The sequence below is a fragment of the Cohnella thailandensis genome (assembly GCF_014212135.1).
In the GTDB taxonomy this organism is placed as follows: Bacteria; Bacillota; Bacilli; order Paenibacillales; family Paenibacillaceae; genus Cohnella; species Cohnella thailandensis.
Window position 1 is genome coordinate 200,877 of sequence record NZ_JACJVQ010000003.1, and the last position, 23,512, is coordinate 224,388.

Consider the following 23,512-nt stretch of genomic DNA (forward strand, 5'->3'; position numbering starts at 1 on the left):
TCCTGTAAAAGCCGGCTGTACGTGTGCAGGAATCCTGTATTGGCGCGGTTCGGGGCTCTGTACAGAGTCCAGAATGCTGTAAGGGAGCTGAAAGTGGGAATGAATGGGGGTAGGGAGCGGAGGATGGGAGATGGGGGATGTACAAGGAAAAAGACGTGAAAATATAGTCCTAGACTGTCGCTGCTTTATTGAACTAACGCAAATAAAAAAGCCGCGCTATTGTCGTGCGGCTTCTTAGAGCTTCATTTGCATTCGATAATACCCAGCGGATTAGGCGTATCCATCAACGCGGCACACGCTGCGGGCCAGGCGGGGTCTTCAGGGTAGAGCGCGGTACGGAGATAGGACCAGACGAGCGCTCGCAGCGCGGCCACGCGCTCGGGGTTTTCGTCGGTCGTTTCCTTCGCGTCGTACGCGGCTACCCCGCCTAGCCCATGCTCCGCCCCGAACAGCGTCAGCAGGCATTTGGGGCCGGGGCTCAGGAAGTACGCATCAGAGCGCCAATCCTTGCGATCGGAGAACGCGGGGCTCCAGTCGTTATCACCCACGACGACGAGGGCTGGCGTTGTCATTGTGGCGAAGCTAGTTGTCTTCAAGACCGGGTAGTGCTCGGTTGCGAACGCGGCGAGGTCCTCGCCTTTGCCTGGCGCAGCCAACAGTACGCCCGCCTTGATCCGAGGGTCGGCTAGATTCACTTCCGTCCCGTCGACCGGATCCGTAACCCCCTGACCACACAGCATGCCTACCGTATGCCCGCCCATTGAATGCCCTACTGCGGCGATCCGGCTCCGGTCTAGGCGCCCGCCGAGCCCCGGAACAGCAGCCTCGATCTGGTCGAGGCGATCGAGAATGCAGCGCATGTCCTCGGCTCGGGACCGCCAAAACAACGGTGCCTCCGGGTTATCCGATTCACGCAGGCCCAGCGCCTTCGAGTCCAAGTGGGTGGGCTGGATAACGACGAAGCCGTGAGCTGCCCAGAAGTTTGCGAGGGGCCCGTAGCCGTGTAGGGATGACACGAAGTTCGAAGGCCCATGGCCGTGCGACAGAAGAATCACGGGCAGGTCGCTCCCCGTCGAGGGTGCGGAGACCTTGATCTGCAAGTCCGCAATCCGACCGGGGACCGAAAGCACTACGGGGCTGAAGGTTACGACAGGGGCGGAATCGTTGACAGGAATACCGGCAGCTTCGGTGAACGGCTTGCTCATGGAACGCTCTCCCTTTGGATTAGCCTGCATGAGTAACACTCTCCTTTTTTAGGACCATCCTATTTTTAGGATGGTCCCTTCTTTGAGATCGCTGTGATCCATTATTCCGACTTGGATTCAATTCGGCCTAACTGGTTGGTGCTCTCCTCCAATTCTTTGCGGGCTTCTATCCAGCTGGAATTGTCGAGGCCGAGCGCGTCGCGAAGGTACGACCACGTGAGCTGCCGGAGCAAAGCAACTCGTTCGGGGTTCTCGTCCGTCGTCTCCGCGACGTTGTACCCGGAGATTCCGCCAAGTATATGTTCTGCCCCGAAGAGGGTGAGCAGGCTCTTGCTGCCCGGGCTCAGGAAGTAGGGGTCCGTGAACCAGTCAGGCCCCCGAGTGGACAGGGGGGATTGGTCATGATCCCCCGCGACCACAAGAGTCGGCGTCCTCATCTCGGAGAAGCTCGGGTTCATGAATGGGAAGTTCTCTGCCGCGAACGGAGTCAAGTCAGCTCCGCCAAGGCCAGTCGTGGAAAGCAATACGCCCGCCTTGATTCGCGAGTCGGACATGTCCTCTCCCGGTTCGCCATTGGCATCGAGGACTCGCGCGCCGAGCAGCATGCTCACCGTTTGGCCTCCCCAGGAGTGTCCGGCTGCGGCAATACGGCTTCGGTCGAGACGTCCGCCGAGGCCTGGAACGGAAGCTTCAATAAGATCAAGTTGGTCAAGGATGAGCTTCAGGTCTTCGACGCGGAAACGCCAAATCAGCGGTGTACGGGGATCGTCAGCGGGAAGATTCAGCGTCCTCGAGTCGAGATGGGTGGGTTGAATGACCACGAAGCCGTGAGCAGCCCAGTAGTCGACTAACGGACCGTAGCTGTCCATCGACCAACCAAAGCCGTGCGAGAAAATAACAATAGGCAATTGGCTGCCCGTCGCCGGCGCTGATACCCGCACTTGCAAATCCTCGCCACGACCCGGGGCCGATAGGACTACCGGCTTAAACGAGATAACTGGAGTAGACGTACTTACGTTCATTTGCATAATAAATGTTCCTTTCTTGATCTTCTTGGCATTAGTATGGTTGACGTATCAACCTAAACCTCAAACAACTGTATCAAATTGTAGTTGACGTGTCAACCATGCTATAATGATTCCATGAATAAGAGCGAACTGAACGAAGAAGAAATTCAATTATGGTATAAGTGGAAAGGCTCCTTTCACAGCATCTTCGGTCGCGTAATCAAAGAGATGTCCGATCACACCGGACTATCAGAGGGCGATTATGGAGTACTGGATCGGTTAGACCTTCTGGGGGACGGTAGCCTTCGCCAACAGGAGCTGGCCGAATCCATGGACTGGGATAAGAGCCGATTGTCGCATCATCTGACGCGGATGGAGAAACGCAGGCTGGTGATGAGGAAGCCATTAGACAACGATCGCGGTGTTCAGGTCATCATTACTCCCACTGGCAAATCAGCCTTAAATGATGCCCGTCCCATCGTCTCCATGGCCATACGCAAACATTTCCTGGATCAATTAACCGATCAAGACGTGGAGTCGATTACGAAGCTGGCGGAAAGAACAAAAAAAGGTTCTGCCGCATCTTATAATGCCCCAGCGCCATGACCGCGTATTTTTGCCCCTTCCACCAAAACGATGGAGGGGGCTTTGCTTTCCTATTCTAGGTACCGCAACATTCTCCGACTTTAAAAGAAGCTAATTTCTATTTTTTTCTCTTAAAGCTTTTAATTAAAAACATTACAAATAATAGGACTACAAGTACGCTAAAGATAAAGTAAAACAATGATGGAAAATTAATCATATGGTTAATCCCCCTCAAAAATATTATTTATTCGTTTATACGTAACTAGACCAACGAATTTTCGTTAATCTGTCCGTTAGCTGAACAGTTTGAGGTCTAACTGCAGCAACCGCATTTTAAACTTGGCAGGCTACAGAATATCTTTCCCTAATGCATTTGACTTTAATTGAATGATCGTTTATTATTCGGCCATGAGATATAAGGACAAAAATAAAAATGAAGCTATTATTCAAGCAACCATTCAGCTTTTGAACGAGATCGGCTTCTCTGAAATTTCCATGTCCAAAATTGCCAAACGGGCTAAGGTATCACCAGGAACGATCTATGTTTACTTCGAAAATAAGGAGGACATGCTGAGGAAGCTGTTTATGAATGTCGAGCAGAAGATTAGTTCAAGTATGTTCCAGGGTGTCCATCATCCAATGCCGGTCAGGGAAAGATTTGAACTGATTATGAGCAACTATATTGAATTCATTCTTAACCATAAAGATGAATTCCTCTTTTATGAACAATTTTGCAATTCACCGCTTGTCGAGAATTTGTATCTTGAAGATTCCAGTATGATGTTCCAGCCTTTTTATAAATTGATCGAGGAAGGCAAAGAACAGAAGGTGCTTAAAGATTACGATACCATGCTGATGTTAGTTTTGATTTATGCTCCTGTTACCGAGCTTGCCAAACAATATTACAGAAGAGAGTTTGAATTTAATAATAAAAATGTGAAGGACTTGATCCAATCAAGCTGGGACGCTGTCAAAGCATAAGGAGTCCTTCTTTTTTTCATAGATAAAATGAATGAATGTTCAATTAATATTAATTTGAGAGTTGGTACCTATGTCCAAAAAGAGAAGAACAAAATATCAAATATCCAAAAACTTCGTAAACGGGAGGTTTAAATATCCTGTTGAAACGCCTGTCGAGTACAGCGTGAAGGCTTTACTCCCAATCTTTCGGCAATATATCAAAGGCAATCCCAGAGCACGGCCGAAAGAAATACTTCCGGTTCAGCGAATCGCGGCACCTTTATCAAAGGAAGATGTTAATAAAACGGCAGTTATATGGCTCGGGCACTCTACATCGTTTATTCAGCTGGAGGGGCGGCAATTACTGTTAGATCCGATATTTGAGTCTTATTCCTCTCCTTTCAGGTTTGGCGGCAGACGTTATAGCGAACAACTGCCCATTGAAATCGAGGATCTTCCGCAAATTGATGCGGTGCTCATCTCACATGATCACTACGATCACCTGGATTTCAGGTCTATCAAGAAACTAAAAGATAAAGTGAGAACATTTTATGTCCCTCTTGGGGTTGGCGGCCGTTTGGAAAGATGGGGTGTTGTTCCTAACAAGATTGTGGAGCTTGACTGGTGGGAGGAATCTGGGTTTAAAGGACTGAAGCTTCGCTGCACGCCGGCAAAGCATTCATCGGGAAGAGGGATTTTTAAGCAAAATACTACGCTGTGGTGTTCCTGGATTATTGAAGGAGAACATACAAAGATATTTTATAGCGGAGATAGCGGCTACGGACCTCACTTTAAAGAGATTGGCGAAAACTACGGTCCTTTCGATCTGACATTAATTGAGGCTGGACAATACGACAACAGTGGCTTGTGGCCGCTGCATATGCTGCCCGAGGAGACGGTTCAAGCCCACATTGAACTTCAAGGTAACATATTGCTCCCGGTCCATTGGGGCGCATTTACACTCGCATTCCATGACTGGGACGAGCCGATCAAGCGTGTTCTCAAGGCTGCGGCTGAAAGAAACGTCGTCATCGCGGTACCTCGCATAGGTGAAAGCGTTGAGATTGGTTCTTCAGAAATACCTTCGGTTCCATGGTGGAGAGATATTCCTTAAAGGGGGTGATCCATGTAAAAAGCGACGTATCCAACGATGATCAATATCTTATAAGAAATGGAAGTTCCAGATTTGAAAAAGTGGATAACAATTATTAGGAGGCATATATGAAATATTATTTCTTAGGCAAAAGTGGATTGCGAGTCTCGGAGCTTGCGCTTGGCACTATGACTTTCGGTACGGATTGGGGATGGGGTGCAGGCACGGATGAAGCTCAGAACATACTGGACATTTATCTTGACCGGGGCGGAAATTTTGTCGATACGGCCAGTGGATACACGAACGGAAGCTCGGAAAAAATGTTGGGCGAAATTCTGGGGGAACGGCGCGAGCGTATCGTTCTTGCTACAAAGTATACGATGAATACGCATCAAGGAGACCCGAATGCAGGCGGAAATCATAGAAAAAGCATGATCCGCTCGGTTGAAACGAGTCTGTCGCGAATGAAAACAGATTATATCGACCTGCTGTATTTACACTCTTGGGATAACACGACGCCGGTCGAGGAAGTGTTACGGGCTATGGATGATCTTGTACGAGCGGGCAAGGTGCTTTATGTAGGAATATCGGATACGCCGGCCTGGCAGATTTCGCGGATGCAGACAATCGCCGACCTGAGAGGGTGGTCTTCTCTGGTTGCCCTGCAAAACGAACACAGTCTGATCGAACGAACGTCGGAAAGAGAGCTTACTCCGATGGCTCAGGAGATGGGGCTTGGGGTTGTTGCCTGGTCGCCTCTGGCCAACGGTCTTCTGACCGGAAAATATTCAAGAGAGGATTTGCACCAGAGCAGCAAGAAATCCGAAGGCTGGAGCTCACGGGTAACCATGATGGCTAACCATGGTATGCTGAATGAGCGGGTATTCAATATTGTGGATGAAGTAAAAAAAGTAGCAGATGAAGTGAATGCTCCAGCAGCGCATGTTGCATTGGCATGGCTGAGAGCCCAATCGTCCGTTACATCCATCTTGCTGGGGGCAAGCAAAGCCGGACAGCTTGAAAGCAATTTGGATATGCTCGATTTGCAGCTTACGGAGGAACAACTGCAAAGGCTCGACACGGTAAGCGCGATTGAGCTGGGGTTTCCACATAAGTACTTAAATGACCCTGCAAACCTGTGGGGAGTTTTTGGGGGCGTAGCCGTCGAGCGCCGCTAAACTATGTCCAAACGCCTTCAAGTGATGGTTACCATGTCGTTAGATATGGAAATAAACTTGGAGGTGTTTTTTTGAATTTTATAGAATTTATTTCACAATTTTCGCACTTATTGCAATGTTGTCTTGACGACTTTCTATTCGCACCATTACTCAACTGAGACCGGTCATGCGGTGGTTGGGCCCCAATTGGATACTTTTAACTCCCCTAGAGGCGGCATCCGGTAGGCGGCGCCAAAAAGCCGGCCCGAAAAGCCGGGCCGGCCGTACATGCGCGCTCCGCGCATTCACGTATGCTTGTCGATCGAGAACTTCAACCGGTACTCCTTCGGAGTCACGCTGTAATGCCGCTTGAACAGCCGGTAGAAGTAGCTTTCGTTCCCGAAGCCGACCTTCTCCATGATCTCGGCCACCGTCAGGTCCTTCTGCTCCAGGTAGAGGCGGGCGTGGGCGAGACGGGTCGAGTTGATCAGGTCGACGACCGTTTCGCCTTCCTGCGCCTTGAACGTCTGCCCGAGGTACACCGGGTTCATCTTCAGCATGTCGGCGATCTTCTGGACGTTCAAGTCGGGATCGGCGTAGTGCTTGCCGACGATCTCCTTGATCGTGTCGGCGATCAGCTGGCTTTTGTCCTCCTTGCCGCTCTGGCGCTGACTGAACGTCTCGCCGATAACCTCGTTCAGCACCTGCCCGATCTCGTCCAGCGTCTCGGCGCCGAGAATGCGGCGGTTGATCGCCTGGAGGTCGACGGAGAGCGGGTTCAGGTGGTAGTGGTTCATCTCGCTGAGCGTGTTGCTGAGCGTGATCGCCATATGGAGCACCGCGGCGAACATGTTCTCGAAGCTGAAGCCGCCGATGATCTCCTTCCAGCGGGAGATCGCTTCCTCCGTCCGCTCCCGGTCCCCGCTTCTCATGCCTTCGGTCAACTGGCGCTCCAGCTCCGGAGGCACGCGGTACTCGGGATTGCGCTCGTTGTCCTTGATCATGTCCGGCTCGATAATCGAGCCCTTGCCCAGGATCATCCGGTAATCCGAGTGCCGGAGCGCAAGCTTGTAATGCTGCGTGATCTCTTGGTACCTGTCGAAGGTTCGGCTGAGCGTCGCCGTAAACGAGAAACGGTAGAACTGCTTGACCGTTCGCTGAAGCTCGCCGAATCGCTCCTTCAGCTCGTCCAGTTCCGCCGAACCGCCGCTGACGAGAAAGACGAGATGGCCGCTTCTCATATCCGCCGCTTCGCAGGAGAACGACCGGCGCAGAAGCTCTTGGCCGATGTTGGCGATCGCGAAGCCGTACAACGATTCGGCCTGCGTTCCCTGCTCGGCAACGAGCGCCTCCAGCCCGTCCAGCTTGACGACCGCTACCCGGATCGCCCCCGGAATCGCGAGATCGAGCCCGTATTGAGCCTTGTTCTGAAGCAATTCCGGCTCCGCCATACTCTCGCTTCCGGAGATCAGGCTCCTCAAGTGATAAGCCCTGGCGATGTTGATCTGCGAGGCTTGCTCCTGTTCGAGCAGCGACAGCTTATCCCGCATCCCCTTGTACGTAGCGGCGATGATCGACATCTCGTCGCTCACCTGCTCCGGCTCGCGTCCGTCGGGCCGGACGAGGCTGTACAGCTGACCGACGGGCTTATAGAGCCTAAGAGAGAAGTATATGGATAGAAGAACGGCGAGAAGCACGACGGAGATCGTCACGATGATCTCGGTCCATTTCATCTGCCGGACGCTGCCCAGAACGGCGTCGTAATCCCTCACGCTGACGATTTTCCAGTTGTTCAGCCCTTGGCTGAGGTACGTGATTTTATATTTGGTTCCCTCGTAGGTGTAATTGAAATCGTCCAGCGTGCTCGCCGAATTCGCTATCCGCTGGAGCACCGCGCTCTTCATCCCCTGGAGATCCGGTCGATCGTTGTCGCTCTCGATAAGCACCCTGCCGTCGCCGTCGGCGATAAAGAGACCGTCGTTCTCTCGCTCGGCCAAGCGATTAAGCGTTTTCACATTGTCCAACATCCAGTCCGGCTTCACCGTGAGAATAAGCACGTTGTCGTTGACCGAGCCGAGCGAGGGTCCGTCATAGATGAAGAACGCGAAAACGTCGATGTCGGAGCCTCCGTCAAGGTCGAGCGGAATCAGCTGAAGCTTCGGAACGTTCGGGTGCTCGTTCTTGTAGCGGCTCAGCTCCGCGTAGAACAAATCGTTGTCCATCCCATGATTCAGGGAGGAGAAGTAGCGCTTCTGCTTCGGGTTATAGAAAGCGATCGCGTGAAGATAGGGAGATTCGGCGACCGTTCGGTCCAGTCGGTCGATCTTGAGAACGCTCTGCTTGTAATCCGCTCCGGCCTTGACCGCGATCAGCTCGTCGTCGTTAAAAAGCGACACCGCGAGATTCTTCACGATCCCGTTCATGTTCTCGATGTTGTAATTGATCTGCGTCAGCAGCTTCAGGTCGGCTTCGTTCTGGAGCCGCAGCACCTTGCCCCGGGCATTGACGTTAAGAAGATAAGAGGCGATCGCCAGAAGGATGACGACGAGGATGAAGCTTATCAAGGTCCGCTGCAGGTACTTGCGCCCTCGGAACGTCCGAAACAGATTCATGGCGGTTCTCCCCCGTCTCGTCTTGGTCGTAGTGGTGACTGGTGCCTATACTATATATGCATGCCGAAAATGTTGTCAATCGAATCCTCTCCTGCGAAAAAGAGCGGAAACAAGGCGCTTCCCCGAAGGAAAGCACCTTGTTTCAATTGGCCGGAACGGATGTTGATCGATGAATTCAAGCCCTGTAATCGAGCACGACCATCTGATGGTTAAGCAGCTTCTCCAGCCTGTAGCGAATCGTATCGCCGGCCGTCTCGTAAGCGAGCTCGGTCCCCTCCGGGGCCAGATAGACGCGCGTGATCTCTTTGCCCGGAAGACGAACCGCCACGTCGATGTCATGCAGGGGAACGATATCCTCGATGACCTCGACATTCGTCCCTCTACGGACGGGGGACGCGTACAGGGAGTGCTGAACGAACCGCTTCTCCTTCTCTTGATGCTGCAGGGTCGCCACCCCTTGGGCGGGCAGTCCGATCTCAAGCGTCGGGTTCCCGATCAGAAGCCGCAGCGCATGAGCCACCGTCTCCTTAATGGCAAGGGTACCCTTCTCCGCATAATCCTCGAACAGGTTCCAGGCGATATAGATCCCGTTCGCGCTCCGGACGATGCCCGGTCCGCCCTCCGTCAAGCTGCCCGGCGTATGCTGGTGGGAGCAGAAGGAATAGACGTCCCGGTTGAAGTACGGATCCTCCCGTCGCCCGAGCTCTTCCCCTCCTTCGGCCAGCTCTACCTTCTGCCCTTCCGCGTAAACGACGAACGAGACATCGCCGAGAGACGGCAGCTCGAAGGAAGGATGCAGATAATCGGGCTTGAAGGGGTTCGGCCCGGCATAGCGGACTCCGAGATCGAGGACGAATTCCGTCAGGGCCGGATCCAGGCCGGATGCGCCGGTCGCAAGCAGCTTGCCGCCGCCGCTCGTATAGGCATCAAGCTTCGCCTTAAGCTCCTCGTTCACCGTCACCCGATCCGGAAGAAGGAGAACTTTATACGCGCTAAAGTCGGATTCGAGGTCCAGAACGTCGAACAGGATTTGATTCTCGAGCAGAATCCGGACCGCGCCGGCGTCCGCCTTCCCGGCGAGTCCCCCGATTATCGGTCCGATCGCCGCTTCGACCGAGAGCAGGCCGACGTCGGCGACATGGCGAACGTCCGCGCACCAGGATTCTTTGCGCTCCACCTCTTCATAGGCGGCCCCGATCAGACGGTAGGTTGCCGGGTCCATGCGCCCTTCGGGATGAAGCTGGTCTCCGATCGAGCAGCGGGCCCCGTTCGCGAGACTGAGCGCCACTTCATAACGCAGCGCGTTGGGATGCTTAAAGCCGCCGAACTCTCCCCAGGACAAGTGAAACTTGCCGGTCATGCCGAGAAAATCGTATCCGAGCTGCTGAACGTAACGGGCGGACAACGGGAAGTGATCGTAGCCCCAGCCGCCGGTCGGCAGCGACTCCAGCTCCAAATGGGTGTTGGCCGCCGCCAGGTCGCGCCGTCCCCGATGGATGTGACCGGAATTGTGGAAGATCGGCAATCCCGGCTTGATCGCATGAACCGCCTCCCGCACCCTCCGGGTGTAGTTCGCGTACGTTTTTTCTCCCAATTCCTTGACGTTCTTGGGGTCCCGCGGATCCTTCCCCTCGCCGAGCAGCTGGTTGACGCACGTATGGCAGTAGCACTTGCGCACACCGACGATATCCAGGAAGATTCCGTCCCCGTCGTACTTGCGCGTCGCCTCCTCTATCTGCCGGATGAGGATATCCAGGTAAGGAGTATTCATGCAGAACTGGTGGTAACCCGGCTCCATGAACGACGCCGCCCAGTTCGTCCGATCGTTCTCGTCCCTTATGAGCCATTCCGGGTGCAGCCGTGCCAGCCGTTCATCCAATCCCGCCGACAGATAGACGGGCGTCTTGACGCCGATCTCGTGCGCCGCCTCGATCTGCGCGCCCAGAAGGTCGAAGCCTAAGTGCGGATGGATCTCGTTCTCCTCCGATGGAAAGTACGCCCAGCCATGGTGGCACTTGGCGAATACCGTGATCGAATCGACGCGGCCGAGCTTCAGCATCTCCTGGAATTGAGCCTTGGAGAAGCTTTGCCCGATTCTTTGAATTTTTTCCGAAGTGTGAAAATCCAGATGGACCTGCCTGAAACGCATCGCACCGGGCTCCTTTCTATTCGAATGTTATGGATTCTGTTTCGTTAAGCGCTGTCACTATTGTATGATGGAGTGGGGCCAACGTCTTTTAACAGCATTCCATCATTTATAAAATATTCCGGTGGTGTTCCAGGTGGAGATAAATTCGGCGGGTGCGCGAAAGCTGTCGGAAACGACCGTTTACGTCCGGGAAGCCCATCGCTACACGTACCGCGGCGACGTCCACGAGGAGACCCGGGTCGGCTACACCTACGCTTTCCATCTCTTCTTTCACGGGCAGGGAAGAGTCGCCGTCGCGGGCAGATCGTATCCGGTCGGTCCGGGGTCGCTCGTCTTCATAAGGCCGGGGGAGGCGCATTCGTTCCATTTGTCTTCCGCCGCTCCGCTGGAGGCTTACAATATTTATTGCGACCTCTGGGGGAAGCCCGATCGGCTGTTCTCCCGCTTCTCGTTCCAAACGAGCCGCCCCGACCCGGAGCTTATGCCTTCCGCGGTGAGCTGTCCCGAGCTGGAGGCCCTTCCCGTTCATGCCCGGGTTCCCGGCCATTCTCCGCTGACGGACTGGTTCGTCCGGATCTGCGGGTGGCACGATCCGTCCGACGGGAATGCCGAAGCGCTCGTGTCCAGCCTCATGAAGGCATGGCTGCTTCACGCCCACGGCGAGCTTCGCTCCGACTTCCCGTACGACCGCCGCATCGCGCGCCTTCTCGAGCGGATGGAGTGGGAGCCGGAAGCCCGCTTCTCCCACGAGGAGATGAGCCGGGAATGCGGCCTGGAGAAGTCCCACTTCTATTCCCTGTTCAAGAGCGCGACGGGGATGACGCCGAAGGCATACCAGCTCAGGTTGAAAATGAAAAAAGCCGCGGCCCTGCTGCTGGAGAGCGACCAATCGGTCACCCGAATCTCCGAGCAGCTCGGCTACGACACCGTGCACTACTTCTCCAAGCAATTCTCCGACTTCTATCGTCAGTCTCCTACCCAATACCGCAGCCTGCGACGCGGGGGCGGACTGTAAAAGGAAGACGGAAGCCTCCCGCCATGGGGGCTTCCGTCTTGCGTTATCTTGTTTGGATAGTTACGCTTGCTCCTTGTGCAGTGCGTCCAGTAGACGGACAATCAGAGTCAACGCTTCCGCGCGGGTTAAGCCTGCTTTGGCATCGAATCGGTTATTGTCCTTGCCTTCCATGAGGCCTGCTTCCGCGACCGCCGCGATGGCTCCTCTCGCCCATGCCGGAATTTGGCTCGCATCCGCGAAGGTCAATGTCGGATTGGCGGAAGGCGTCAACTTAAGCGCTCGCGCGACGATGATCGCGATCTCCGCGCGGGTGATCGTATCGCCTGCCCCGAAGGTGGAATCGGCATAGCCGGTCATCAAGCCGGCGCCGGCAACGCTCAGGATGTGCGGCTTCGCCCATGCCGGCAGCTTATCCGCATCGGATAATCCGGCCGAACCGGAAGCTGCCGCGTCCAGCTTCAACGCGCGGCTGAGGAACGCCGCGATCTCCGCGCGGGATACGGTCGCGTTCGGGCGGAAGCTGCCGTCCTCGAACCCTTGGGCAATGCCGAGCTCAACCGCCTTTTGAATCGCTGCCTCCGCCCAGTGCCCCTTCGTATCGCTGAAGGAGATCGTCGGTCCGGGATTCGCGCCCGGTTCGGTACCCGTTCCGGTGTCCGTGTCGGTTTCGGTGTCGGTGCCGGTGCCGGGAGTCGGAGCGGTCGGAGTCGTTCCAGGTCCGGGGTTCGTGCCCGGGTTCGAACCCGGATCCGTGCCTGGATTCGTGCCTGGATCCGTACCAGGATTTGTTCCCGGGTCCGTTCCACCGCCCCCACTCTCGATCTTTTTTAACGTAGCGGCGTCAAGCTTCAATTGAATGTCGTACTCGTTAAAATAATGGACTGCCGGCCATTCGATCTTGACCCAACCGTCGATAACCTCGCTCAGATTGTTTACCGGGAAGGAAACCACGCGCGTGTTGGCCGCGGGATCGCGGCTGACGACCGTCGTAGCCGCGCCATTGAATTTTAGCGCCGTGATCTCCTTGTCCTGCTTCAGCGTAATGGATACGGTTAGCTTCGAACCGGAGACGTCCAGCCTAGCCGGAGTCGTCACGTAATCCTGCATGACGGAGGTCTCGTTCGTGCCGAATTTCAGGATTCGGTAGTCGATCGTGTAGGCGCCATCTTCGGGTTCCTTCACCGGTTCCGGCACGACCGTTGCCTTAAACGCGGCTGCCGCCGATTGCAGGGCGGCAAGCGCCGCATCGGTCTGCTGCTGCGAGCCCGGAATTCGGACCGCTTCCTCGCCGGCCGTATCGATGGCCAACTTGAAGGCAGCGATCGCTTGCGCCGGATATTGGCCCGGCTCGGTTCCCGCCTTAGCCGTCCGGAGCAAGGCGTTAGCTGCGGAGACGGCTTGCGATAACGCCGAGTTATCCACGCCGTTAAAGTTCAAGCGAATGTCGTGAGTCGCCTGGTAAGCTCCTTGGGCGATTTTAACCTGGGCGTCTACCATGGCTCCCGGATTCTCCACTTTGAACTTTACCGTTCTTGTGTCGGCCTTTTCGTTCGCGCTCACAACAGCCGCGTCGACGTAATCGCCGTTCTGCTTGACCTTGAACTCGGGAATGATCGAACTGTCTTTAATCGTTAACGTTGCGTAGGTCTCCCCATTAACCGTAGAGAGGGAGGCCGGCTTCAACAAATAGCCGTCCATGGTCGAGAACGTTGCATACGTCGCGTGCGCGACCGAATAGTTCACGCCTTGAAGAGTGCTTGCTTTAAAGGTATCTACCGCCGTTTGCAGAGCGGTTGCCGCTCCCGAGATCTCCAATCGGGTGGAGCCCAGATTAGCCGCTGTCGCTTTGGCGCTGTCTATAGCCGTTTGAAGAGCGGACCGCGCTTCCGACGGATATTGTCCCGGAGCGTTGCCTTCCGAGGTGTCGTCCAACAGCTCCTGCGCCTCGTCCGCCTTCGCGTCAAGCGCGGTCAACAGGCTTCCATTGAAGCTTAAATAGACGGTTTGGGTAACGGAAGGTTCGAGCGTCTTGAAGGTCAACGGGATGATTCCGCTCGTGTTCGGCAAAGTAGCGTCTCTATTCTCCGTCAATTGCGTTGCCCAAGTGTCGCTCCCGCTCGCTCCGGGGATCTCGACCGCTTTATTGGAGGAGGCGGAGTACGCCCCGTCTTTGGTCGGCCGAGAGTAAGTGACCGAAGACTTGTCGACGTTGGCTATGTTCCTCCAGACGATGTGCTCATAGACGTAATAATTCGAGCGCAGCACATCCGCGTTATCTTCGAAGTAAGAAGCCAAGGAAGATTTGGTGCCGGCCTGAAGGCTATCCAGGACAATCAGCGGAACCGTCTCCTTCGTAGTTAGGAAAGACTTGGCGGCGGCAAGCGACTTGCTCAATAGGTTCAAATGACTGTTTACCGTAAATTGAGTAGCCGATGCGCTGGCATGGACGCTGTTGGCCGCCGAAAGCGCGGATTTAAGGTTATCGGCGTTCGATTTGGGAGTTTCTCCTTCCCAGACGACAGCGTTATTGCCGTTGGCGGCGGTTCCCGTATGCGAACCTACGATTTTGATGTTATCGGCATAATCCGTCGCTTCCGTAATCAGCTGCTGCAACGCGGCCCGGTCGACCGCGACCTTCAGCCGTTCATGGTTCGCGAGGGCGGTAACGAGATCATTATAAGCTTGCGTAATTTGCTCCGGCGTCGCTTCCGCATCGTTGGCCGTCTCCTGCGCGCTCAAGATAGCCGAGTAAAGCGACACTTTGGAACCCGGGTAATAATCGCCGTCGGCATACCCTTCCGTTGTCCCTTCATAAACCGATTGAACGACGGAGATCTGTTCGTCCAACTGCTCCAGGGCAGCCTCCGGAACTCCCGCGCCTCCGCCGCTGTCCGCGGGAATCAAGGGCAGCTTGGAGGTATCGAGCGAGAGCTGAACGTTATACCAATTGTCGTAATTGATCGCTTTGACGATGATGTGCATCAGCATTTCGATTCTTTCCGTGAGGCTCTCGACCGGAACGCTGAAGGTAGCGTAGTATTCCTCCATGGGACTTCCAAAGAGATCTACTCCGGGCTCTGTCGAGAGCGGCGTGCTCTCGGTATAATCCGCCGGGTCGAGGCTCTTGCTCTTGCCGGGCGTCAAATGGCCGAAGTATCGGTACCATTCGTAATTATTCACCTTGAAGAGAAGAGTCATCTGACCGCCTTCGACGATCAGCTTGCCGGAGTTCAGCTCCATGAAAGCAGCCGCGGCCGAATTGTCCTCCGAATTATCCTTTAACGCCCGGAACGGAACCGAATATTCGCCATCCGGAACCTTAACGACGGTTGCAGCCGCTGCTTGTCCGATCTGCAACAGAGAGAATAACAGTCCTAACGCGACAAATAACGAGACCGATTTCTTGAATAACCTGTTCAAAACCGCACGCTCCTCTGAGAAAAAATAGATAGGTTCGATAAAGCTCCACTCCCTGGTTCTGCAATGGCTCCGGCGATGCGCCCCCTCTCTTGACGGTTTCTCGCCCACTAGAAATGATAATCATTATCAATCAATGGGCAAAAAAAAGAAGCTAGCTCTGAACCGCCATACGGCGGATATATTCAGAGCTAGCTTACTCAGCGATTATGAACGGAGCATGAATTTTACATTACGTTTTTCTCGGCCGCCTATTCTTACTTCATCCCGTACCGTACGAAGGAATCCACGATCTGCCTCTGCAGAAGAATGTAGATCAGCAGAATCGGAATGCACGCGGCCGTCGCCGCTGCCATAAGCGAGCCCCACATATTCGTGTCCGAATTGACGAACAGCCGGAGCCCGATCTCGATCGGGGCGTTCTCCATCTCCTTGGTGATCAGCATGGGCCACAAATATTCGCTCCAGCCGTTCAGGAACAAGATGATGCCGAGAGAGGCCACCATGGATTTGATATTCGGCAGAATCAGCTTCACCAGAATGCCGAAGTCGCTTAGTCCGTCGATGCTGGCCGCTTCAATCAGCACTCTCGGAAACGATTGAAAGCTCTGATACAGCGATAGAATGGCGAACGTCGAGACGGCGTACGGCAGCACAATACCCATGATATTCTCGTTGAGCCCCATACTGTTCACAAGCGAATAATTCGGGACCATGACCGCTTGATAAGGGATCAGCCAGGTCAAGCTGAGAATAGAGAAGATAAGCCCCTGGCCGCGGAACCGCCACCGGACGAGCGCATAAGCCGCGAGCAGGCTCGTCGCCATCTGGAAGACGCCTGTCATAATGGCGATGCTGAACGAGTTGAGCATCATGCGGAATATCGGCATCTCGTCAAAAGCATAGGTAAAGTTGGTCAAGACCGGCTTGTGCGGAAACATCGACGCCGTGAAGATCTCCGACTCGTTCTTGAACGCCGAGATCAGCATCCAATACAGCGGGAATACCGCGATCACGCACATGAGAGCGAGCAATCCATGCTGCACGAGCGTTAACGCCGGCGAACGCTTATTCATGGTAGATCTCCTCTCTCTTGTGCTAGTTGTCATAGAAGCTCAGCTTCCGGGACAGAGCATTCAGTCCCAGTGCGATCAGCCCGAACACCACGAAGAAAACAAGGGCTGCCGCCGAGCTAAAGCCGACGTTCATGTTTGCGAATGCGTTCTTGTACATCTCGTAGTATACGTTCGTCGAGGATCCGTAAGGTCCGCCGGCGGTCAGCATGTCAATGTACGCGAATGTCCATTGGCTGGCGAACAGAATGCTCATCGTCAGCATGAACAGGACCATCGGGGAGACGAGCGGCGCCGTAATGCGAATGAATACTCGGAATTTTCCGGCGCCGTCGATGCTCGCAGCCTCATAATATTCCCGATTGATGCCGGTAAGCGCCGAAGAGAACATGAGCACCGCGAATCCAATCATTTTCCAACCGGTAATGAACAGAATGATCCACTTCGCCCATTGCGCATCGGAGAAAAAGGCGATCGGCCGATCGACGACGTTCAGCTTCAGCAGAAGGTTATTGACGAGCCCGTTCGACGGATGGAAGAGCCAGCGCCAGATGGCTCCGACGGACACGGGGGCGAGAATCATCGGGATAAAGAAGATCGCCCGGTAGAAATTCTTCGACTTGCCCTTCATCCCGTCCGTCACGACGGCGAGGATAAGCGGGATTACAATCGAGAAGGGCAGCAGCCCAACCGTATAGAAGACGGTGTTCCCGATCGAATGGACGAAGGAGTCCGTCCGGAACAATCGGGTAAAGTTATCGAAGCCGACGAAGGTCGGCTCCGTACCGGGAACCATGCCCCACTTCTGGAAAGCCAGATAGCACGTATAGAGGAGCGGCCTGTACATCCAGATAATAAGCAGCACGATCGCGGGCAGAAGGTACAAGTACGGCTTCAACCGCCGCATCAACAGAGCTCGTCGGCTGACGGAGGCGTGTGTTGCCGAAGCGGTCCCCGCCAAGGGAGGGATTACGGCAGTCGGTTCCATATGGCTCATGGCGGAAGATAGCTCCTTTCCCACAGGATGGGTTATTGCTGAAGCATGTCGTTAATTTGGTCTTGCGCTTGGGTCAGCGTCTCCCTCACATCGGCGTCCGTCGAGACAGCCTTCACGATCGCGTCGGTGAATGCCGTAGCGATCTCGGTCGCATACTCTCCGGGCCAGATTGCAACCGGTTGAATGCGGTCGAGCTGCGCTAGATTGACGCGATACAGCGGATTCTGGTCGACGAAGTCCTTCAGGCCGTTCGGATCGTCTGCCAGCGCCGTCCGCAGCGGCAGGTAGCCGACTTTGGAGGTGATGATCGTATAACCGCGATCCCCGGTCACGAATTTAACGAACTCCCAGATCGCCGCAGCCTTGATGTCGCTGTCCGGACGAACCGCCAACATGCTGCCGGAGTTGACCGGAACGGACGGCTTGTCTCCGAATTGCGGCATTTGGGCCCCATACACTTGCCAGCCGGCGGCTTCGGAAGCGCTCTTGATGCCGCTGTACACGGACGTCGACTGAAGGAACATCCCCAGATTGCCTGCCATGAACTGCTCCGTTACTTCCGAATCGGTGCCCACTGCATGCGCGCCGCTGTGATAGAGGTCTTTCCACATTTGAATGGCTTCGATGCCCTCGTCGCTCGCGAACTCGGCCGACTTGCGGTCGTCGGCTATCACTTTGCCTCCGTTGCTCAGGATAACGCCTTCCGTCGTCCAGCCGTTGTTCGGAGCAAGCCCGAAGCCGTCCTTGCCCGTCTTCTCCTTGATCTGCAGAGCCGCTGCCTTCACATCGTCCCAAGTCTTCGGCGGGTTGTTAGGGTCCAGGCCCGCATCTTGGAACAGCTTGCCGTTCATGAACAGGATCGGCGTGCTGAACGTAAAGGCCAGACCGTACATCTTGCCATCGATCTTGCCCAGCGCCTGCGCGTTCGGGGAGATGCCTTGCAGGTGCGATTCCAGCTCATCCTTCGGGAAGACATCCTCGAAAGCCTTGAAGCCTAACGTCTGGCGGGAGCTGTCCATGGTAGCGAATCCGTGCTGGACGATATCGACCTGCTTGCCGGCCTGAATATCCGTTTTCCATTGCGTTAAGGTCGTATCCGCGATCCCTTCGACGATAACGCCCTTCTCCTTGCCGACCGTTTCGTTAAACTCGTTGAGCAGCTCTTCCATTCCTGCCTTCATGGTCGGATAAGCGAGGCTGTAGCTGTAGAACGTAACCTTCGTCGGGTTCGCCGGATCGAGCGCCGGAAGCTCCGCGCTTGCGGATGCCTCCGCAGGCTCCGAAGCGTTGCCCGCAGCCGCGGCGTTCGAGTCGTTATTGTTGCCCGAGCTGCCGCAAGCGGTTAATCCGAATGCCGTCGTAAGCGCCAAGATAAGGCTTGCTCCCTTTTTCCAACCTTGCATGTTGAATAAGACCCCCTTGAGTTTATGAACCTTGGATTATTCCAGACAGTATGCTTGAATGCGGGCGCGGACGGATTCGTCGATGCCGAATTCTTCCGCCAAATAACGTTCGAACGTTCCGTAGGCCTGCTCGATGCTTCGCAGGGAGGCCTTCAGATACCGCTCCCGAAGGAGCATCGCTTCTCCTAGAGCTTGCAGCTCCTCCGCCGAGACGTACTTGGAAGCCGCCTCGAACATCGACCGGTTGAAGCCTTGAAGCGTATCGTTGGAGTACAAATAATCCTCCAGGATCGTCTCGTACGGCACGCCAAGCGTCATCAGGATAAGCATGCTTCCGACTCCCGTGCGGTCCCGGCCGCCGGCGCAATGATGCACGAGCGGCAGATTCGTCTCGGGCTCGCTCAGCAGCGCCATCAGCTTCTTGTAGGAGGCGTTGCCGACCGGAAGCTGAACGTACAGCTTCTCCAGCATGTCTTCGGTGAACGCTTTATGATGGCCGCTTGCCAGCATCTGCTCCATCGTGACGTGCGGCGCATGCTCGGCGGCTTCGTTCGCGGGCACGCGGACATTGACCGCTTCGCCGATCGCCGGATCGGGCTTCTCCTCCGCTTCGCCGCGGTTGCGGTAATCGAAGACGGTCCTCATGCCGATCGGCTTCAGGTACAGATGGTCTTCCTCCGTCAGCCCGGTCAGCTCGGCGGCGCGGAACAGCAGTCCCGGCTTTACCGTTCGGCCGTCCGCCGCGCGCAAGCCGCCCATATCGCGGAAGTTAAAGGCTCCTTGAAGCGGAAGAAGCGTGCTTCTCGTAACGTGCTGCGTGGTCATGGGGAGTGCCTCCGTTGTTATTAATCATAAAAATTCGAATTGTAGCCGTTGCGGGAGAAGGCTCCGTGCGCTTACGGACATACAGTCCGTTAGAACGGCTTATTGGCCCTCTCCGGTTTCTAACGGACACAGGAAGCCCTTAGAACCGCACGATCGGCTTTAAGGCGCCTTTGAGGCCTTCTAACGGACTGGATGTCCGTTACGTTTCCGGTTCGCGATTTTACGACGTTTAAGAGTCGCCTATGTCCGTTAGCCGGGCCAGCGTCCTATCGGTAACAGAGGGACGCCGCGCCGATCGATCAGTGCTGAGCGGCAAGCAGGGAGATCGGGAAGCGCACCAGCTCCTCGCGGGCCGTCGGAATCTCGACCGTGCGGACCGTGATGCCTTCGCCGGCATTCACGCTGACGACGTTATAGCTAATCGCATTGATCATCGCGTAGTTGTCTTGATCCGCCAGTTCGCCGGCGAACGCCGTTCCGGATGCCGCGACGGCGCAGATTCCGCGGAAGGTGCCGACGTTGTTCGAATGAACGTGGCCAGCCATCACGCCGATGACGTCCGTTCCCGCGATCAGATCGCCGAATCGCCCTCTGTTCTTAAGCAGGTGGTCGCCGGGCATGCCTTCGATCGCCAGGACGGGATGGTGGATGCCGACGATCGTCCCTTGCGGAGCCGGCTCCTTCAGCTGGGCCTCGAGCCAGCCAAGCTGCCGCTCGTCCAGTTCGCCGGAATGGCTTCCCGGGATTTGCGTGTTCAACCCGATGAGGCGCAGTCCGTCGTACATGAACGAGTAGAAGTAAGGCTCTTCGGAAGAGGACTCCATCAGGTAGCCCTCGCGGAAAGGACCGCGGTGGTCGTGATTGCCGAGCACGACATGGACCGGAGCGCCGATCAGCTCGGAGCATTCGTCCAGCACCGTGCGGATGTAGGCATAATCCGCGGAATCCCCTTCATGGGACAGGTCGCCCGTGATCAGGACGAATGCCGGCTTCACGCCGGATTCCTTCGCGTGCTTGAATACTTTCCTAACGTTGTCCGCCATGTGAACCTTCGAGAACAATCCGTCTTGCTTGCCAGCCGCGTTCATGTGAGTGTCCGTCAGGTGAATGAATTTGAGATTTTCTTGGGTCATGATCATTACCTCCGATTTTGGGTAGATTTCATGCTTGGCATTAGGGCGACAGCTTTTGATGTTCAACTTGTATACAAGAATTATTCATCTTGTATGTAAACCTGGAATAAACGGAGGTCTCGGCTTCTGTTAATCCTGATTTTCTTTCGTTAACCGCCCATAGACCTTTATTTAACAGATATCCGAGCCCGGATTGTCGCCTCGCGTCGCCCTCGATCGGCGATTTGAAGGGAATGTCAAAAAACCTCGGAAACCCGTTCTAGGGTTCCGAGGCTCCGAGGTCAGATGTCTCAAGTATTAAGTTAATGTTAACGATTGGCTATGGCGCAGAAGCTCCTCCTGCGACCCCAGCTTATATTGCTTCAGGAACTTCTTCGCTTCCGAATAGTTCTTCTCCGTTAGAAGATCGAGCAGCTCCGCGTATAGCTTCCTGCCCGTATAAGGGCGATTGGAGCCCTTCGTAGAGCGGTAAGCGACGACGAAGAACAGCATTTTATCCTTGTAACGGTCGAAGGTCTCCAGAATGCTGCGGTTGTCGATCGCCAGAAGCAAGGTCTTCATGAACTTAAGGCCGCACTCGTAGTACTCGCGGTTCAACTTGTTATCGCTCGCCTCCAGCATGTCGCCAAGGTGACCGCGAAGCGCTTCGAGATCCAATTCATATTGGTGCTCATCGATCTGATCCAGCGCGAAAGAATACAGGGCCAACAGCAGGTCGTAGATGTCGAACAGCTCCCCGACCTCGATGCCCTGAACGAGAATCCCCTTCTTCTTAAGCGTCCGCACGAAGCCTTCCTTCTCAAGCAGCGACACGGCGGCTCGCACCGGAGTCCGGCTCATCCCGAGTTCCCCCGACAGCTCGCTCTCCGAGAGCAGCATCCCCGGCACGTAGGTGCCGTTCAATAGCTTCTGATGAATGGCCTGATAAGCGACATGGACAAGAGCCAATTCGGACATCGGTGAATGATCCTCCGTTACTTTCTCTAACAATCTCTCGCAATGACAAGCACATCATAGTATACAGAATGACCGAAGAGCTTACAATTGGAGGAAAATATGAATTTGCTTTTACTTGAAATAATCGAGGCTCATCGCTTCCCTTACCTCTTGCATCGTCTGCCGGGCGATTTCGCGGGCGCGCCGGGTACCGGACATAAGAATCTCGTCGACGGAGCCCGGTCTCGCTTCATAGAACGCCCGGCGCTCCCGCATCGGGGCGAGCAGCTGCTCCAAAGCAGAAGCGAGCTGACCTTTGCAAGCCGCGCACCCCATCGTTCCCTTCTCGCACCCTTCTCGTATCTCCGGGATTCCCTCCGGCCGAAAAGCCCGATGGTAAGCGTAAATAGGGCAAATATCCGGGTGGCCGGGATCGTTCTTATGAATGCGGCTTGGGTCCGTTACCGCCCGCTTGATAAGCGTAACAAGCTCTTCCGCGGACGAATCGAGCGGAATCGAGTTGCCCATGCTTTTGCTCATCTTGGCGTTGCCGTCCGTCCCCACGAGCCTGGGCATCTCGCCGACGAGCGGCTTCGGCTCTACGAGCACCGGCTTATACAGCTCGTTGAACCGGCGCACGATCTTACGGGTCAGCTCCAGGTGCGGCAGCTGGTCGTCCCCGACCGGCACGATCGTCGCTTTGCAGAACGCGATATCGGCCGCCTGGCTGACCGGATACCCGAGAAAGCCGTAATACATCTCGTCCAGCCCGCTGTTCTTCGACTCCGACTTGATTGTCGGATTATGCCGCAGAACGTTCACGGTAACGAACATCGAGAACAGGACGGTCAGCTCCGCGATCTCCGGAATCATCGATTGGACGAAGATCGTCGCCTTCTCCGGGTCGATGCCCGCCGCCAAGTAATCGAGAGCCACCTCGCGCAGATGGCGACGGATCAATTCCGGCCGGTCAAAATGCGTCGTCAAAGCTTGAACGTCGGCCAGCAGCACGAACGACTCGTACTGGTCTTGCAGGATTACGCGATTCCGTAGGCTTCCGGCGTAATGGCCAAGGTGAAGCTTGCCGGTCACCCGATCTCCGGTCAATACTCGTTCTTTCATGGGTTAACATCCTCCTTGAATTGGAATTCAACATGATCCGAAACGACATCTCGATCGATCGCCGCCACCAGCCGCCTTCCATGGCCATCACCCCCTTTAAAGTCAAAAAAACCCCGTCCGATAAGGACGAGGTTGTCGCGTTGCCACCTTAATTCGATCGTTCCCCCGCATGATACGCAAGCGAGCGACGATCCTCTCTTCCCGGTGCGGAGATCGCCCTGCGACGAATCTCGATACCGTCCCCTTGGTAACGGCGGGATGCCCGGCAGCTCCCTAATGCGCCTTGCGGCGGTTCGGGAGAGCAACTCGGAAGTCCATTCGAGCATGCGCCGGACACCGGTTCGCAGCGACCACCGGCTCTCTGAGTCCACCCTCGCATGTCTACTTACCCTTCTTCTGCGTTGTTGGAGATATTACTAGCTATCTTATGGAAAAGGATCGGGAATGTCAATCGGGCTTAGGCGAATAAATTCCGAAGCGGCCTCCATAATAGGAGAGGACATCCGACGAAAGGTGGAGAAGGTTCATGCTCGATAATCTGGAGAGCAGCTACGATTGCTCCAACGCGGGAGAGGATCTTCATCGGCTGAAGCAAGAGCTGGCGGAGCTTCGCGGACAAGGCTCGGAGGACGCGGAGGCTCAGGAACGGATCAACCGCTTAGAGAATCAGATCTCGTTCATTATGAATAAATGCGACATCAACTCCGGCAACTCCTAATGGCAGCGCCTCTTTCATGAGGAAAATCCCGTTAGAACGGATAAAGGACCGCGCCGCATCTTCCGGAGGGAAGAACGGCACGGCCCTTTTCTTATAACTCTTCGC

18 protein-coding genes are annotated in these 23,512 nt (G+C 55.2%); 6 read left to right on the top strand and 12 right to left on the bottom strand.

All coding sequences use genetic code 11. The features are described 5' to 3' along the window. Positions 1-242: 242 nt before the first annotated feature. Both H7B67_RS03245 and H7B67_RS03250 read right to left on the bottom strand, forming a co-directional pair. Positions 243-1,205: an alpha/beta hydrolase family protein gene (locus tag H7B67_RS03245; protein WP_185118359.1), complete on the bottom strand. Its 963-nt coding sequence runs from the start codon at positions 1,203-1,205 to the stop codon at positions 243-245. Between the two features lie 101 nt (positions 1,206-1,306). Next, a complete protein-coding gene (locus tag H7B67_RS03250; RefSeq protein ID WP_185118360.1) occupies positions 1,307-2,233 on the bottom strand; it encodes an alpha/beta hydrolase family protein in 927 nt (308 codons plus the stop codon). 114 nt (positions 2,234-2,347) lie between these two features. On the opposite strand from H7B67_RS03250, the gene H7B67_RS03255 reads away from it, so the two are divergent. The 4 genes from H7B67_RS03255 to H7B67_RS03270 all read left to right on the top strand — a co-directional run bounded on the left by H7B67_RS03255 (position 2,348) and on the right by H7B67_RS03270 (position 6,028). Continuing rightward, complete coding sequence (locus H7B67_RS03255; RefSeq protein ID WP_185118361.1) at positions 2,348-2,818, top strand: MarR family winged helix-turn-helix transcriptional regulator; 471 nt, start codon at positions 2,348-2,350, stop codon at positions 2,816-2,818. A gap of 366 nt (positions 2,819-3,184) precedes the next feature. Then, on the top strand, positions 3,185-3,778 hold the full coding sequence (locus H7B67_RS03260) for a TetR/AcrR family transcriptional regulator (RefSeq protein ID WP_185118362.1): 594 nt from the start codon (positions 3,185-3,187) through the stop codon (positions 3,776-3,778). 70 nt (positions 3,779-3,848) lie between these two features. Next, complete coding sequence (locus tag H7B67_RS03265; protein ID WP_185118363.1) at positions 3,849-4,871, top strand: MBL fold metallo-hydrolase; 1,023 nt, start codon at positions 3,849-3,851, stop codon at positions 4,869-4,871. Between the two features lie 107 nt (positions 4,872-4,978). Beyond that, positions 4,979-6,028, top strand: coding sequence for an aldo/keto reductase (locus H7B67_RS03270; RefSeq protein WP_185118364.1), 1,050 nt, complete (start codon positions 4,979-4,981; stop codon positions 6,026-6,028). A 284-nt stretch (positions 6,029-6,312) separates the two neighbouring features. On the opposite strand, the gene H7B67_RS03275 is transcribed toward H7B67_RS03270, so the two are convergent. Next, positions 6,313-8,619, bottom strand: a complete 2,307-nt coding sequence (locus tag H7B67_RS03275; protein ID WP_185118365.1) for an AraC family transcriptional regulator — start codon at positions 8,617-8,619, stop codon at positions 6,313-6,315. 175 nt (positions 8,620-8,794) lie between these two features. Further along, on the bottom strand, positions 8,795-10,768 hold the full coding sequence (locus tag H7B67_RS03280; RefSeq protein ID WP_185118366.1) for a beta-galactosidase trimerization domain-containing protein: 1,974 nt from the start codon (positions 10,766-10,768) through the stop codon (positions 8,795-8,797). A 133-nt stretch (positions 10,769-10,901) separates the two neighbouring features. Here H7B67_RS03280 and H7B67_RS03285 point away from each other — a divergent pair, with 133 nt between their 5' ends. After that, positions 10,902-11,783: a helix-turn-helix domain-containing protein gene (locus tag H7B67_RS03285; RefSeq protein WP_185118367.1), complete on the top strand. Its 882-nt coding sequence runs from the start codon at positions 10,902-10,904 to the stop codon at positions 11,781-11,783. A gap of 60 nt (positions 11,784-11,843) precedes the next feature. On the opposite strand, the gene H7B67_RS03290 is transcribed toward H7B67_RS03285, so the two are convergent. The 8 genes from H7B67_RS03290 to trpS all read right to left on the bottom strand — a co-directional run bounded on the left by H7B67_RS03290 (position 11,844) and on the right by trpS (position 22,689). Continuing rightward, entirely contained in the window at positions 11,844-15,203 is a 3,360-nt protein-coding gene (locus H7B67_RS03290; RefSeq protein ID WP_185118368.1) for an NEAT domain-containing protein, read from the bottom strand. A gap of 254 nt (positions 15,204-15,457) precedes the next feature. Then, complete coding sequence (locus tag H7B67_RS03295) at positions 15,458-16,276, bottom strand: carbohydrate ABC transporter permease (protein ID WP_185118369.1); 819 nt, start codon at positions 16,274-16,276, stop codon at positions 15,458-15,460. 22 nt (positions 16,277-16,298) lie between these two features. Continuing rightward, positions 16,299-17,270, bottom strand: coding sequence for a carbohydrate ABC transporter permease (locus H7B67_RS03300; protein WP_185118370.1), 972 nt, complete (start codon positions 17,268-17,270; stop codon positions 16,299-16,301). A gap of 32 nt (positions 17,271-17,302) precedes the next feature. After that, on the bottom strand, positions 17,303-18,673 hold the full coding sequence (locus H7B67_RS03305) for an ABC transporter substrate-binding protein (protein ID WP_185118371.1): 1,371 nt from the start codon (positions 18,671-18,673) through the stop codon (positions 17,303-17,305). A 36-nt stretch (positions 18,674-18,709) separates the two neighbouring features. Then, positions 18,710-19,498, bottom strand: coding sequence for a tyrosine-protein phosphatase (locus H7B67_RS03310; RefSeq protein WP_185118372.1), 789 nt, complete (start codon positions 19,496-19,498; stop codon positions 18,710-18,712). Positions 19,499-19,797: 299 nt separating this feature from the next. Further along, positions 19,798-20,631: a metallophosphoesterase family protein gene (locus H7B67_RS03315; protein ID WP_185118373.1), complete on the bottom strand. Its 834-nt coding sequence runs from the start codon at positions 20,629-20,631 to the stop codon at positions 19,798-19,800. 297 nt (positions 20,632-20,928) lie between these two features. Then, complete coding sequence (locus tag H7B67_RS03320; RefSeq protein WP_185118374.1) at positions 20,929-21,588, bottom strand: GntR family transcriptional regulator; 660 nt, start codon at positions 21,586-21,588, stop codon at positions 20,929-20,931. Positions 21,589-21,699: 111 nt separating this feature from the next. Continuing rightward, on the bottom strand, positions 21,700-22,689 hold the full coding sequence (gene trpS, locus H7B67_RS03325; RefSeq protein WP_185118375.1) for a tryptophan--tRNA ligase: 990 nt from the start codon (positions 22,687-22,689) through the stop codon (positions 21,700-21,702). A 526-nt stretch (positions 22,690-23,215) separates the two neighbouring features. Here trpS and H7B67_RS03330 point away from each other — a divergent pair. After that, on the top strand, positions 23,216-23,407 hold the full coding sequence (locus H7B67_RS03330) for a DUF2524 domain-containing protein (protein WP_185118376.1): 192 nt from the start codon (positions 23,216-23,218) through the stop codon (positions 23,405-23,407). Positions 23,408-23,512 lie beyond the last annotated feature (105 nt).

Bases quoted from the DNA above. Each gene is read 5' to 3' on its own strand.
- H7B67_RS03330 (WP_185118376.1), top strand. From the start codon at position 23,216: ATGCTCGATAATCTGGAGAGCAGCTACGATTGCTCCAACGCGGGAGAG.
- H7B67_RS03280 (WP_185118366.1), bottom strand. From the start codon at position 10,768: ATGCGTTTCAGGCAGGTCCATCTGGATTTTCACACTTCGGAAAAAATT.
- H7B67_RS03315 (WP_185118373.1), bottom strand. From the start codon at position 20,631: ATGACCCAAGAAAATCTCAAATTCATTCACCTGACGGACACTCACATG.
- H7B67_RS03255 (WP_185118361.1), top strand. From the start codon at position 2,348: ATGAATAAGAGCGAACTGAACGAAGAAGAAATTCAATTATGGTATAAG.
- H7B67_RS03260 (WP_185118362.1), top strand. From the start codon at position 3,185: ATGATCGTTTATTATTCGGCCATGAGATATAAGGACAAAAATAAAAAT.
- H7B67_RS03295 (WP_185118369.1), bottom strand. From the start codon at position 16,276: ATGAATAAGCGTTCGCCGGCGTTAACGCTCGTGCAGCATGGATTGCTC.
- H7B67_RS03250 (WP_185118360.1), bottom strand. From the start codon at position 2,233: ATGCAAATGAACGTAAGTACGTCTACTCCAGTTATCTCGTTTAAGCCG.
- H7B67_RS03265 (WP_185118363.1), top strand. From the start codon at position 3,849: ATGTCCAAAAAGAGAAGAACAAAATATCAAATATCCAAAAACTTCGTA.
- H7B67_RS03305 (WP_185118371.1), bottom strand. From the start codon at position 18,673: ATGCAAGGTTGGAAAAAGGGAGCAAGCCTTATCTTGGCGCTTACGACG.
- trpS (WP_185118375.1), bottom strand. From the start codon at position 22,689: ATGAAAGAACGAGTATTGACCGGAGATCGGGTGACCGGCAAGCTTCAC.
- H7B67_RS03310 (WP_185118372.1), bottom strand. From the start codon at position 19,498: ATGACCACGCAGCACGTTACGAGAAGCACGCTTCTTCCGCTTCAAGGA.
- H7B67_RS03270 (WP_185118364.1), top strand. From the start codon at position 4,979: ATGAAATATTATTTCTTAGGCAAAAGTGGATTGCGAGTCTCGGAGCTT.
- H7B67_RS03275 (WP_185118365.1), bottom strand. From the start codon at position 8,619: ATGAATCTGTTTCGGACGTTCCGAGGGCGCAAGTACCTGCAGCGGACC.
- H7B67_RS03300 (WP_185118370.1), bottom strand. From the start codon at position 17,270: ATGAGCCATATGGAACCGACTGCCGTAATCCCTCCCTTGGCGGGGACC.
- H7B67_RS03245 (WP_185118359.1), bottom strand. From the start codon at position 1,205: ATGAGCAAGCCGTTCACCGAAGCTGCCGGTATTCCTGTCAACGATTCC.
- H7B67_RS03320 (WP_185118374.1), bottom strand. From the start codon at position 21,588: ATGTCCGAATTGGCTCTTGTCCATGTCGCTTATCAGGCCATTCATCAG.